We start from the raw sequence: 11,315 nt of genomic DNA on the forward strand, positions 1-11,315 counted from the left end.
GTGCGACCGCATAGTCTGCGGGGAATGATCGAGGACCTGCCGTTGCGCTGGGCGGTCACCGCCCTGTTCCTGCTGAGCGCGGTGGGTGTCGCGGTCGCCACCGACCGGCGATCCTGGACCGCGAAGATCGGCCTCGCACTGCATCTCGCGATGGCGGTCGCGATGGTGGTGATGGCGTGGCCGCAGGGCCTGCAGCTGCCCGCGACGCCGGCCGAACTCTTCTTCCTGGCGGCCGCCGGGTGGTTCGTGATGACGGCCGTCCTCGCCGCCCGCGCGATAGCGACCCGGCTGTTGCGGAGCTATCACGCGGTGAAGATGCTGGCGATGGCGTGGATGTATGCGGTAATGGGTGGCCACCTGACTCCGAGTAATCCGCACGCGGCACCGGATGTCTCGATGCCGGGAATGGAGATGGCCGAACCCGCAAGCTTGGCACCCGTGGGCTGGGTCGGCATTGCGAACTGGATATGGGTTGCGGTCTTCGTGGTTGCCGCCTGCGTCTGGGGTTACCGGTTCCTCACGCTGCGGCGCCGCCGGGGAACGCGCCTGCGCCGCAAGCGGTTAGCCAGCGTCGTGCAGGCGACGACGGCGGCCGGCATGGCGATCGTGTTCGCCGCGCTGTCAGTGCAGGGTTGACGTCGAGTCACATCCGTGCGCGAGCACGCTCGAAATCGGCTGTGCCGGCGCGTTGAGTTCTGCGACGGGTTCGATCCCGAGCGGAATCGTCGGGTAGTCCGCCAGGAACTCCGCGTACGTGCGTGCGCCGACGGTCATGCCCAGGCTCACCCAGCCATCCACCACCGACCATCTGCGCGGATTCCGGCGCGCCCAGTCGCTGTGGTCCAACCGGTGTTTCCACTCGGCGACGTCGAGTTCTTCAAGCGCGAACTCGTCGAGCAACTTCGTGTATTCCATTGTCTCACCGCGCAATACGGTGATGTTCCGCCCTAACTCTGGGGCCCCGCCCAGCTCCGGCACGATGCCCAGGATCGCGCTCGCCGCGCCGTGGCCGGTGGTCACCTCTTCGGTCAAAGTCAATGCGGGATAGGCCTGCACCGCGCGGCAGGCGTCGACGACCGACACCAGGACGTCGGCGGAGTCGCGCAGCTGGTAGTCCTCGCCGAGCACCCGGGGAAGGCGCACGATGCTGAAGTCCAATGCAGGTGGGGCGCCGGCGACGATCAGCTCCGCGAGCGACTTGGACGCCGCATACGGATACGGTGCGCAGCGGGGATCGGTGACTCGGGGCGCGGTGACTTCCGCATCGACGACGAAGGTCGACAGATGCACCAGCCTCGCACCGTGCTCGACACACGCCTCCACCAGCGCGGAGACCAAATCCACGTTGGCCGTGCGTAGTTCGCGATACGGGACGAGCACGTTGGTGTTGCCGATGCAGTTGATGACGGTCCCGGCGGCGGTGTCGCGCAGCAACGCATCCAGCTCTGGTGCACCGAAGTCGGCCGAAAGTCGTTCGATCCGTACCCCGTCGGTGGATCGCAGCGCACCCCACGGCCCCTCTTCAGGCAGTGCCGACCTGGTCGCCAAGACGACGTCGGGAGACCGAACTCCGGATCGCTTCAGGTCCAGTATCGCCGCGGCGAAGCCGGTGCCCAGTATTCCCGACGCGCCCAACACGACGATCGCGCCGTCCGCGTCGGTTCGCCGGCCGTCCCCCGCTGGCAGTTGCCGCGAAAGCGCGTCGAGGTCGCGCTGTATTTCGGCGGCGGTGTCGGCGTCCATCCATCCACCGGTGGACGCGACGTCGGCGACCAGGTTGGCGGCGGTGTCGGCACTGATCAGATCGAAGATGGTGACCTGGCGCCGCAAGAACTTTCGGCTGTCCGGCAGGATCCGGATGAGGTCCAGGGAGCCGATTCCCTCGCCCAGCAGTGACGAGTCCGCGCGCAGCGCCGTGCCGAGTCGGCGGCTCCAGATCTGAGCGAGCGCGGCGGCCCGGTCATCGGTATCGGCGTCGTCGAGCTCCGTCTCCACGAACTGCGGCAGGGTCCGTAAGGTGTCGCTGTCCACCTTGCCGTTGGGCTTGCGGGGAACGTTGGGCACCCCGACGACGAAGAACGAGGACACTCCCGAGCTCACCAGGATCAGCCTGATGCGGGTGGCCGCCGCGGCGTCCTCGACGCCTTCCCGGGTCCGCGCCGTCTCGAACCACACGCCGAGGCCGCCATTGTGCAACTCGACGGCGACGTCGGACACTGCGGGGTCTTCGGCGATGCGCCTGGTCACTTCCGCGATGTCGACACGCCTGCCGGAGATCTTGACCACGGCGTCTTTGCGTCCGGAGAAGATCGGAAAGCCTTCGGCGTCAACGGTTACCCGGTCGGCGGTGGCGAACGCGCGGTATGTCGAACCGTCGCCGGCGGTCACGGTACCGAAGGCGCGGTCGTCGGTGCCGAGGTAGCCCGCGGAGACCAGGTCGCCGAGGATGACGATTTCACCGAAGGCAACGAACACGCTGCCCGGCACGATGGGACGACCCACCCTGAGCCGGGCGCGTGCCTGGTCGCAAATACCCGGCACATACGTGGCGACGACGGTTGTCTCGGTCGGCCCGTAGCTCGAGACGAGTGAGATCCGTTGTGCCGCTCCCGATTCGATCCACTTGTCGACGGCGCCGGGGCGGATGGCTTCACCGCCGACGACGATCTGCCGGAGATCGGAGCGGCGCATCTCCGCGATCGCGTCGCCGTCCTCACACAGCAGGTGCCAAACGGCGGTCGGCAGGTCGACGACCGTCGCACCGGTGACGCCGAGTTCCTTTGTCAGAGCGCCGAAGTCGCCTGTTTTCATGGCGGTGGTCCGGACAAGCCGCGAGCCGCACAGGGCGGCGCCGTAAATTTCCTCGACGCTGATGTCGGACGTCAACGGAGCGCACTGCAGGATGGTGTCCTGCGCTCCCCACCCGTAGGCGCTGCCGGCCGCGTGGCAGAACAGCGCGAGCGAGCCGTGCGACACCCGGACCAGCTTCGGCTGCCCGGTGGACCCCGATGTCGGCATGATGTAAGCGGTTTGGCCGGCGAGGGACTCGTCGGCGGTCACCTGCGCGATACGCGCGTCGGCGAGGTCGCGGAGCGCATCGTCGAGGACCGCGGGAAGGTCTGCCGCAGTGACGTCGAGGGCGTGCGCGGTCAGATCAGCACCGTGCTCGCCGATTGCGGTCACCCGCACCGCAACGTCGTCGGGGCGGTCGCAGACGCTGTACGCGAAACCGGCCAGGTGACAGGCGATCATCAGATCGATCGTCTTGTCACCGTCGTCGTCGGTGAAGACCAGCACCGCACCGGGTGCACCGCCGTTCTGCGCCAGCCACACAACCCAGCGGTGCACGAACGGCCGGGTCTGCAGGATGTCGGCGACGCCGGCGCCCACGAACCAGGCCGGCACCGGCGGCGGAGGCGTCCGCATCACCCCACCGTCCCGAGTGAGCGCCCCGTCCGGGCCCGCCGCCAACCATTCGTCGGCGATCGTGGCGATCGGCTGCTCCCATCGGGTCGCCATCGATTCCAGCGCCGTGGCGATCCGTGCCGCTATCGGTGTCTTGGTCTCAGGCAGATCCGCCCGGTCCCAGATGGCGAGGTCGAGGGTGCGCCGCTCTTCGTCCAGCACGCTCGCCACGGTCATGCCCTCGACGGGACCGATTGCCGTCGCTGTCGGTGCCTCGGACAGGAACGGGCGCAGGGCCGGCGCGCACGCCTCGCGGATGAAGTTGAGCGTCAACGCCTCGACGTGCGAGGTCCGGTTGATCGCCAAATACATACGGCGGAAGTGTTCTTCACGCAGCCATCGACGTCGGACCGCCTTGACATAACCCCGGTCGAGGGCGCGAACCACGTCCTGTACCGACGCGAAGGGAGGAAATCGGACGGAGTGCGCCAGCGAATTGACCAGGCAGGTCGCGACATTCAGTTCCGGGTCGCCGAACCGGTTGTCCACGGCATGGACCAGCAGGCACTCGGTACTCTGCCGCAGGCTTGCGTGCACTGCCGTGGCCGCCGTTGCCACCAGCACATTGAGCGGGACCTGCTTGTCCTCCGCCAGGGCCAGGATCGCCTCGAAGGCGTCGCCGGAGATCGTCACCGATTCCCGCAGGACACCTCTGGCGGCGGAGCCCGGGGTGCTCTGGGCGGTCTGACCGGGTGCGCCCAATCGCGCTTCGTCGGCGAGCTCGCGCTGTACGGCACCCGCGACTCGCTGCAGCGACTCTTCGACCTTGGCGTCTTCGCGTCGGTGCGCTCGGGCCAGTCGGGCCACACCCGTTGCGACACTGGGCACTTCGACTTCATCTCCGGCCGCGAGATGCCGCGCCAGGTCCGCCTCGACGATTCCGGTGGCGCCGCCGTCGACGACGATGTGGTGGGAGTGGACGTCCATGCCGGTCACGTCGCCGTGCTCGTCGGTCCAGACGGTGTAGCGCACCAGCGGCACACCGAGGATGCCGGCGGACCACTCGCGCGTCAGCTCCTCCTCGGCATGATCACCCTCACCCGAACGCACCCGCACGATGTCGTCGAATGACAACCGCGCCACCAGTTCCGGATAGTCGTCACCCGGTTCCAGGACGCACAGTTGCACCGGGTTCTCCAGCACCGAGGCCTGCAGGGCGGTCATGAAACGGGGCAGTGGGAGCGGGCGGAAGCGGTATTGCTTCCCGATCAGGTACAGCGTCGGGTCGCCGTCCTGCACCACCCCGTTGTAGAGGTTGCGTTGTGATCGGCTCAGCGGAACCGCGTCAGCACAACCGTTTTCAAGCCGGCTCACTCGAGTACTCCAGCTCCCGGACCCAGCCCGCGATCGACAGGTTCTCGGCCAATCGGGACGGCAGATCGGATTCCCGGTCCACGCCGAGCTTCTTCATCAGCAAGACGAACCGCACGGAGTCCAGACCGAGATCTCTGAGATCGGTGGCGTCGCCATCCATCAGGTCGGTTTCGTCGATGTACAACACGTCGCAGACAGCGGCCAGGATTCGTTCCCTCGTCGTCTCAACCACGAGCACTCACTCCTACTCTGTCGCCGCTCACCGTGGCCGCCAGCGAGGCACGCATGACCTTGCCGGACTGGGTGCGCGGGATTTCGGTGACGATCACGATGGCGGCCGGCCGCGCCGCCGACTCCGACTGCTCGCGGAAGTGCGCGGCAATCGCTTGCTTGAGTTTGCGGCCCCCGGGTTCGTCCAGGTCGGTCGAGGGAACGACGGCGAGGCCGACCAGTGCCCCGAATTCGGCGTCCGGGATCTCGTAGCAGGCGGCCTCCCGCACGCCGGGCACACCTTCGGCGATCCGGTCCACCTCGTCGGGCGCGACGTTCACGCCACCGGAGATGAACATCTCCAACGACCTTCCCTTGATGTAGAAGAAGCCGTCCTCGTGGCGCTCGAGCAGATCACCGGTGTTGACCCAGCCGTCGACAAGCACCTCGCTGGTGCGTTCGGGATTGTTCCAGTACCCCAACATGTTTGCCGGCGACTTGATCCACAGGGTGCCGAAGGAGGCCGACGGCGCAGCGTCCGGGGCGGTCGGGGTAGCGCCGTCCGGGCCGGCCAGATAGAACTCGACGCCGGGGTACGGACGGCCCACCGCGCCCGCCTCGATCTTGGCGATCGACCCGTCATCGGTGGGCAGACATAATGCGGTGCAACCTGTTTCGCTCAGACCGTAGACCTGTGCGGTGCGGACGCCAGTGGCCTCGATGAAGCGCACGTCGGCCGCGATCGCCCGGGACCCGCCGTAGCCGACCAGGCGCAGCGACGGAATCTTGCCGTCGCTGGACTTCAGTTCGGCGACCAGTTTGGACAGCAGGGTGGGCACCAGGCAGGTGGTCGCAACCTCGTTGGTGTTCAGGATCTCCATCAGGGAGGTCGTGTTCTCCCCGCCGGTGACACACGCGCCGCCGCGCATCAGGCAGGTGAAGATCCACCACAGCCCGCCGATGTGCGTTGCGGGCAGCGGGGAATAGGTCGTCTCCCCGTCCACCCAGCTGACCCAGTCCAATCCGGTTTCGCGCAGGATGTCCGGGATGGCGAAGAAGGTGCGATTGGCCAGCAGCACGGCCTTGGGCTCGCCGGTCGTTCCGCTGGTGAAGATCATCGCCAGCGGGTCCTCGGCGTCTTGGGCGCCGTCGCCGGCCTCGGTCAGTTCGTCGGCGCCCGTCACGCCGGCGCTGACGTCGACCCTCGTCGCCGGTATCGACTGCAGGCCCGCCGGTAGCGCCGAAGCCGCGATCCGGCTTCCGGGCGCGACGAGAATCGCGCCCGGCGTGGTGATCTGGCCGAACCGTTCGATCGTCGCCGGCGGCAGGTTGCCGTCGGCCATCACCGCAATCGCACCGAGCCTGGCGCAAGCCAACACCGACAGGTAGGTCTCGGGTCCGTTGTCGGAAATGACGAGCACCCGCGATCCGCGCGAAATCGACTGCGCGCGAAGAGCCGCGGCCAGCCGATCCACTTCGGTGACGAGTTCGCCGTACCGGAGCGAGCTGCTGCCGTCGCAGCGGCGCAGGGCAATGGCCCCGGGCCGCTGTCGGGCCTGCTGAAAAACCCGCTCCAGCACGGTGTTTGGTAACTGAGACATGACGTGAAGTGCTCTCCTGCCGAACTTACGGAATGTTGAGTGCGGCCAGCTCGACCTCAGCAGTCGCAGCACCGCCGAACTCGTCCCAGAACTCGATGGTGCAGGGGACCGACAGATAGCGCATCGACCGTTCCATGACCTTGAAATTCTGGCACAGCAAGCGTGCGGAGAACTTCTGCGCGTGGATGATCCTCTTGAACCGCGACGAGGTGTTCTTGATCAGCATGCTGGGCAACTGCAGATCGAAATAGTCGGCGATCGACCAGCCTCGCAGCACCGGGATCTCTTCGTTGAGAATGGCCGGCGCGAAAGCGCTGTAGGCGAGTTGGTTGAAGCAGATGATGAGTTCGACGGCATTGAAATGCCCGGTGCTGCGAATGTAGGCGGGGTCGCTGATACTGAAGTTCCCGTATGCGAGTACCGAATCGGCGGTCGCTTTGTAACTCGCGTCCTTCAAATAGCGGCAGCCTTTGTAGGCATAGGGTTCCAGGACCCGAGCGAGCAGGTGCTCTTCGATCGGCGCGGTGTCGCCGATGTCGGTGAATTCAACCGGTTGGGTGTACGGAGATAACGTGATGGTAGTCATACTGCATATCCTGGTGTGATAAGGCCGTCCAACATGGTCAGCCGGTGGGTGGTCAAATGGCCTGCGGCGGTACCGTGCTTTGCACGGTGCATGAGAACACGGTTGTCCCACAAAATGATGTCGCCGACCTCGTAGTGCTGGGTGTGAATGAAAGGCGATTTGTATTCGGTGTCGAGTTGACCGGTCGCCTCCATTAGTTCTTGCAATATCGCCGGGTCGAGGACATTCCCCTCTGTGTCCTCGATCTTGGTGGTCCCTGTCGCGCAGATGTAGAGAATCTCCTGCCCGGTGTGCGGGTGCCTGATCACCGTCGGCCACTTGATCGGCGGCGTGGTCCGGTTGATCTCGTCCCACACTTCCCCGATGGGCTTGTAGACGTCACTGGGACGAATCTTGATGTGGCGCCGTGGATCATGAGTGCTGAACGTGCCGCGCACCGGGTCCTGCTTGGCGGCCGGCAACGAATCCCAGACCCGGTTCAGGTCGATGAAGTAGGTGCCGCGGTCGTGTCCGGGCACCGTGAGCGGGAGCACCATCGAGAAGGCGAACGGCTCCGGCATGAACATGTAGTCGATGTGCCAGAAAGCGCCGGTTTTCGGTACTCCTTGACCCTGCTCGGTGGACGAAACGAAGATCTCGTGATGGTCTTTGTGATGGTAGACCGGCTCGTAATAGGGCACGATTTCTCCCACCAGCCGACCGAGCTGAATGAACTGCTCCGGAGTCGGGTGCACATCTTTGAGAACGACGAGCTTGTGCGTGTAGACGATCTCTCGCAGTTCTTCGGTGGTGAGGTGTTCCAAATTCGAGGGATCGAGTCCGGTGACCTGTGCACCGAGTCCCTCGCCTTTGACGTTGAGCGTCATTTGGTTTCCTTTGTCGATTGTCGAACAGAACGTTGTGTTTCGGTTTCCTCAGTCAGCGGGAATCGACCTCCTGGATAACGTTCGAGTGATTTCACTTCCGCCCCCGTTGGCTTCCGATGAAAATTGAGACTGCCATCGATCACTCCGAGGATTCTCAACAGATTCTTGGCGGATTCTTGGAGCATCAGCGCCGCCCCGGCGCGGTGTGAGCGTCATCGGGCCACGTCGCTGGAAGCAACGGCACCGCTACGCCCTCGCCCATCTGCCCGACCAGTCCGGACGGGACGCTCGCAGCGGTCGGTACGGTGCCGGCGAAGCCGAGTGGGCCGGACCCGTGCCCGCTGGCGGTGTAGGACGGTTCCGTGTCGCTGTCGTCGGGGATTGGCCCGTCCATGGTGGCGTCGAGGAATTCGTCCCGGTAGCCGCGCACACCGGTGCTGGCCCGTCGTTGCCGACGGTCCCGGAGGCGGGCCGGAGTCACCCGCGCCGCCGCCGCGGCCTCGATCCCGTCAGCCACGGTGTCCGGCGACTTCGCGCCGACCTTCGGCCCTGAGCTGACCCCCGGGGGCGCGAAACCCATGACGGCGTAACCGATTCCGGGCGCCGAAGCGGTGCCGACGGATGGCGCCGGGGCGGTCGCGGCGGGCGCGGGACTGGCCACCTGCGCTCCCATACCGGTAACGATCGAGGGGACCGGCGCCACCGCGACAGGAGTCTCCGAGACACCCCGATGGGCCTCGCCGGCCACCACGGGGACCGGAAGCAGTCCCACCGACGGCCAGCCATTCAGCAACTGCCACAACACATTCAACGCGCTCAGCGCACTGAGAGCCGGCGTGAAGAACGGAAGCAGCAACAGCGCATACGAGGCGTAGTAAGGGACCCAGAGGATTTCGTACAACAGCAGCGCGATCACGGCCAGTACGACGGTGGTCGCGGGACTGAATCCGAGTTGCTGGAAGAACTGCAGAAAGTACGCGTACGGGTCGGCGATGAGTTCGGTCAGCTCGGTGAACAGCTGCGTGATCGAGCTCAACCCGTTCGACGAACTCTCCGCGGCGGCATCACCGGGGGCGCGGATGGCAGGCGCCGGCCGGGCGACGGGCATCGCGGCCGTCGCCGCTTCGGTCGTCACCTGATAGGCCGCCATCGTCTCGGCAGCCTGAATCCACATCCGGGTGTAGTCGGCCTCGTTGAGGGCGATGGGAATGGTGTTGATGCCGAAGAAGTTGGTGGCCACCAGAACCCCGTGGACGACGTGGTTGGCGGTCAGCTCCGGCAAGGTCGGCATCGCGGCGAGCGCGCTGGTGTAGGCGGCCGCCGCCGTCTCGTGCTGAGCGGCGAAGACGGTGCTGTCGACCGCGACCTGCTCCAGCCAGGCCAGGTAGGGGCCGTGCGCCGTCACGTACTTCTCGGCGCTGCTGCCCTGCCAGCTACCGGACTGGACGTCGGCGAGCAGCAGGCTCAGCTCGGCGGCCGCGTCGCGGTAGTGGATGCCGAGCTCGTGCCATTGCGCTGCGGCGGCGAGCAGCGGTCCCGGTCCCTGCCCGGCGCTCAACAGGGCCGAATGCACCTCCGGAGGCATTGCCATCCATATCGGCCCGGTCAGGCTTCACCTCCTTGCATGCGCGTCGGTGGTGTAGTCGTGCGGAGCGGCCCCAAAGTTCCCGATCAGTACAGTCAGATTCATGTCAGTCGTCGACGGCCGCCACCTGACCGGGGTTTCGGAGACCGCGCTGATCACACTGCATCAGCGAGCCACCGAGGCAGCGCGGCCGGACGGCATCATCGACGACCCGATGGCCGTCACCCTGCGTGACAGCATCGACTACGACTACCAGCACTTCGGCCGCACTCACCAAGCCACGGCGTTGCGCGCGCTGGCATTCGACAACGCCACTCGGGAATTCCTGTCCCGGCATCCGCGGGCGACCGTCGTCGCGCTGGCCGAAGGGCTGCAGACCAGTTTCTGGCGGGTCGACAACGGTGAACTCAGCTGGATTTCGGTGGACCTGGAGCCGATCGTGCAGCTGCGCCGGCAGCTACTGCCCGCGTCGGACCGGTTGCGCTACTGCGCCCAGTCCGCCCTCGACTACTCCTGGATGGACCGGGTCGACGATAGCGAAGGCGTGCTGATCACCGCCGAGGGTTTGCTGCAGTACCTCGACCGAACAACGGTGTTCGAGCTGATCGCGGCGTGTGCGCAACGCTTTCCCGGCGGCCAGCTGGTGTTCGACAGCATTCCGCGGCTGCTGAGTGTGTACTCGCGCCGCCGCGGGTTCCGGCTGAGCAAGTTCTACACGGCGCCGCCAATGCCGTTCTGGTTCACCGCCAACCAATATGCCGAGCTGCTCGCCGTTCCCGGCGTCCGCGCGGTGCGCGAGTTGCCCGCCCCACCGGGGCGCGGCAGGCTCCTGCGGTCCGTGGTCCCGCTGGCGTACCGGATCTCTGCGCTGCGCCGGCTGCGGGCTCCGACGACGCTCGTCGAATTCGGCTGACCGCTGCAGAGAAAAGTCGGCCGGAGCGGGAATTATTCGCGCGTACTGCGCGACTATAAGGGCATGGACTGCGAGGTGGCCCGCGAAGCCTTGTCGGCTCGGCTCGACGGCGAGCGCGAGCCGGTGCCCACGGCGCGTGTCGACGAGCACCTCGGTGGGTGTGCCCCGTGCCGGACGTGGTTCGAGCAGGCGGGCGAACAGGCCGAGTTGCTCCGGCGGCTGGTCCAGTCCCGTCCGGTGATCACGCCGCTCGGGCCGTTCGGACTCGACCGGCCACCACGTCCGCGACGGGCCGGATTGTCTTGGCGGCGTTGGGCTTTGTTGTCGGTCGGTGCGACGCAGCTGGTGGTGGCGGGTGCGCAGGGGTTGGGCCTGAGCGTCGGATTCACCCACGATCACAGCGGCCCGGGCAACCATCTCCTGCACGAGTCGACGTCGTGGTCGCTCGCGCTGGCCGTGACGATGCTCGGCGCCGCGCTCTGGCCGCGCGCCGCGGCCGGACTCGCGACGGTGCTGACCGCCTTTGCCGCGGCGCTCAGCGTCTACGTCATGGTGGACGCGGTGTCCGGGACCGTCACGATCATGCGGATACTGACACACCTTCCAGTGCTCGTCGGCGCTGTACTGGCCATCCTGGTGTGGCGGCGCGACGACCCGGCACCGGTACCCTCAGCATCCGCATCGGAGCCCGAGATCGTGTTGCCGCAGAACGCATCTCGTGGTCGCCGACGCGGCCATCTGTGGCCGACCGACGGGGCCGCTTAGCCGCAGCGCC

At 66.5% G+C, this 11,315-nt stretch carries 9 protein-coding genes; 3 read left to right on the top strand and 6 right to left on the bottom strand.

All coding sequences use genetic code 11. From position 1 onward, the window contains the following. Window positions 1-24 precede the first annotated feature (24 nt). Window positions 25-636 carry a DUF5134 domain-containing protein gene (locus AC5Y46_RS12720; protein ID WP_499991405.1) on the top strand — a complete coding sequence of 204 codons (612 nt, stop codon included), beginning with the start codon at window positions 25-27 and terminating at the stop codon, window positions 634-636. On the opposite strand, the gene AC5Y46_RS12725 is transcribed toward AC5Y46_RS12720, so the two are convergent. The 6 genes from AC5Y46_RS12725 to AC5Y46_RS12750 all read right to left on the bottom strand — a co-directional run bounded on the left by AC5Y46_RS12725 (window position 622) and on the right by AC5Y46_RS12750 (window position 9,633). Further along, window positions 622-4,779, bottom strand: coding sequence for an AMP-binding protein (locus tag AC5Y46_RS12725; protein WP_499991406.1), 4,158 nt, complete (start codon window positions 4,777-4,779; stop codon window positions 622-624). The genes AC5Y46_RS12720 and AC5Y46_RS12725 overlap by 15 nt on opposite strands. Then, window positions 4,766-5,011: an acyl carrier protein MmaB gene (mmaB, locus tag AC5Y46_RS12730; protein ID WP_499943839.1), complete on the bottom strand. Its 246-nt coding sequence runs from the start codon at window positions 5,009-5,011 to the stop codon at window positions 4,766-4,768. The genes AC5Y46_RS12725 and mmaB overlap by 14 nt, the downstream gene beginning before the upstream one ends. Further along, a complete protein-coding gene (gene fadD10 / locus AC5Y46_RS12735; RefSeq protein ID WP_499991408.1) occupies window positions 5,004-6,590 on the bottom strand; it encodes a fatty acid--CoA ligase FadD10 in 1,587 nt (528 codons plus the stop codon). Before fadD10 ends, mmaB begins: the two co-directional genes overlap by 8 nt. A gap of 25 nt (window positions 6,591-6,615) precedes the next feature. Continuing rightward, the gene (locus AC5Y46_RS12740) at window positions 6,616-7,176 is read right to left on the bottom strand and encodes an FcoT family thioesterase (RefSeq protein ID WP_499943837.1); all 561 of its coding nucleotides are present in this window, start codon (window positions 7,174-7,176) and stop codon (window positions 6,616-6,618) included. Then, window positions 7,173-8,042: a (3R)-3-[(carboxymethyl)amino]fatty acid oxygenase/decarboxylase gene (gene scoE / locus AC5Y46_RS12745; protein WP_499991410.1), complete on the bottom strand. Its 870-nt coding sequence runs from the start codon at window positions 8,040-8,042 to the stop codon at window positions 7,173-7,175. The genes AC5Y46_RS12740 and scoE overlap by 4 nt, the downstream gene beginning before the upstream one ends. A 184-nt stretch (window positions 8,043-8,226) precedes the next feature. Beyond that, window positions 8,227-9,633: a PPE domain-containing protein gene (locus AC5Y46_RS12750; RefSeq protein WP_499991412.1), complete on the bottom strand. Its 1,407-nt coding sequence runs from the start codon at window positions 9,631-9,633 to the stop codon at window positions 8,227-8,229. A 97-nt stretch (window positions 9,634-9,730) separates the two neighbouring features. On the opposite strand from AC5Y46_RS12750, the gene AC5Y46_RS12755 reads away from it, so the two are divergent. After that, window positions 9,731-10,540 (top strand): class I SAM-dependent methyltransferase, encoded by an 810-nt coding sequence (locus tag AC5Y46_RS12755; protein ID WP_499991414.1) that lies wholly within the window; start codon window positions 9,731-9,733, stop codon window positions 10,538-10,540. 63 nt (window positions 10,541-10,603) lie between these two features. Next, window positions 10,604-11,305 carry a zf-HC2 domain-containing protein gene (locus AC5Y46_RS12760; protein ID WP_499991415.1) on the top strand — a complete coding sequence of 234 codons (702 nt, stop codon included), beginning with the start codon at window positions 10,604-10,606 and terminating at the stop codon, window positions 11,303-11,305. Window positions 11,306-11,315 lie beyond the last annotated feature (10 nt).

This window comes from Mycobacterium sp. NGS59 (genome assembly GCF_059812345.1).

Coding starts and splice junctions, on each gene's coding strand:
- AC5Y46_RS12740 (WP_499943837.1), bottom strand. CDS start 7,176: ATGACTACCATCACGTTATCTCCGTACACCCAACCGGTTGAATTCACC.
- fadD10 (WP_499991408.1), bottom strand. CDS start 6,590: ATGTCTCAGTTACCAAACACCGTGCTGGAGCGGGTTTTTCAGCAGGCC.
- scoE (WP_499991410.1), bottom strand. CDS start 8,042: ATGACGCTCAACGTCAAAGGCGAGGGACTCGGTGCACAGGTCACCGGA.
- AC5Y46_RS12760 (WP_499991415.1), top strand. CDS start 10,604: ATGGACTGCGAGGTGGCCCGCGAAGCCTTGTCGGCTCGGCTCGACGGC.
- AC5Y46_RS12720 (WP_499991405.1), top strand. CDS start 25: ATGATCGAGGACCTGCCGTTGCGCTGGGCGGTCACCGCCCTGTTCCTG.
- AC5Y46_RS12750 (WP_499991412.1), bottom strand. CDS start 9,633: ATGGCAATGCCTCCGGAGGTGCATTCGGCCCTGTTGAGCGCCGGGCAG.
- AC5Y46_RS12755 (WP_499991414.1), top strand. CDS start 9,731: ATGTCAGTCGTCGACGGCCGCCACCTGACCGGGGTTTCGGAGACCGCG.